Below are 1006 nucleotides of genomic sequence, written 5' to 3'. Positions count from 1 at the left end.
GCTGAAACGCGCCACCGAAACTAAGGAATCTGAAAAGATTGGTAGAGGAGCATTGCATGCGGGAAGAAGCAGTACCGTAAGGAGCTGTGGACTGCATGGAAGAGAGAATGCCGGAATGAGTAGCGAGATAGAGGTGGGAATCCTCTAGGCCGAATATCCAAGGTTTCCAGGGTAAAGCTGATCTGCCCTGGGTGAGTCGGGACCTAAGGTGAGGGCGAGAGCCGTAGCCGATGGACAACAGGTTGATATTCCTGTACTGCAGTATGACAGAACTGTGGGGACACGTAAGGAGAGCGGGAGCCGGGAATGGAAAGCCCGGTACAAGCGAGGTACCAGTCACATAGGAAAATCCGTGTGGCAATGGGAAGACGTGATGTGGAGCGAAGATTAGTAGCGAAGCCCGTGAGCCATGCGTCAAGAAAAGCCGCTATCGTTCATATTGTACCCGTACCGTAAACCGACACAGGTGGATGAGGAGAGAATCCTAAGGCCGGCGGAAGAAGTATTGCCAAGGAACTCGGCAAAATGGCCCCGTAACTTAGGGAGAAGGGGTGCCTGCGAGAGCAGGCCGCAGAGAATAGGCTCAAGCAACTGTTTAGCAAAAACACAGGTCTATGCGAAACCGAAAGGTGAGGTATATGGGCTGACGCCTGCCCGGTGCTGGAAGGTTAAGAGGAGAGGTTAGACGTAAGTCGAAGCTTTGAATTTAAGCCCCAGTAAACGGCGGCCGTAACTATAACGGTCCTAAGGTAGCGAAATTCCTTGTCGGGTAAGTTCCGACCCGCACGAAAGGCGTAATGATTTGAGCGCTGTCTCGGCAATACATCCGGTGAAATTGAAGTGCCAGTGAAGATGCTGGCTACCCGCGCCAGGACGGAAAGACCCCATGGAGCTTTACTCCAGTTTGGCACTGGGGTCCGGTGTTGCATGTACAGGATAGGTGGGAGGCTGAGAAACGGTAACGTCAGTTGCCGCGGAGCCGCTGTTGGGATACCACCCTTGTGAT

Annotated in this window: 1 rRNA gene; it reads left to right on the top strand. The window is 53.3% G+C overall.

Annotated elements, in window-relative coordinates:
• Positions 1–1006 (top strand): 23S ribosomal RNA (locus AB5026_RS18980); the annotation flags it as partial.

Origin of the sequence: Blautia sp. RTP21359st1_E11_RTP21359_211015, from assembly GCF_040910705.1 — a bacterium.
Taxonomy (GTDB): domain Bacteria; phylum Bacillota; class Clostridia; order Lachnospirales; family Lachnospiraceae; genus Blautia_A; species Blautia_A fusiformis.
Note: the sequence above shows the minus strand (reverse complement) of the source record. Positions and strands in the feature narration are given on the sequence as shown.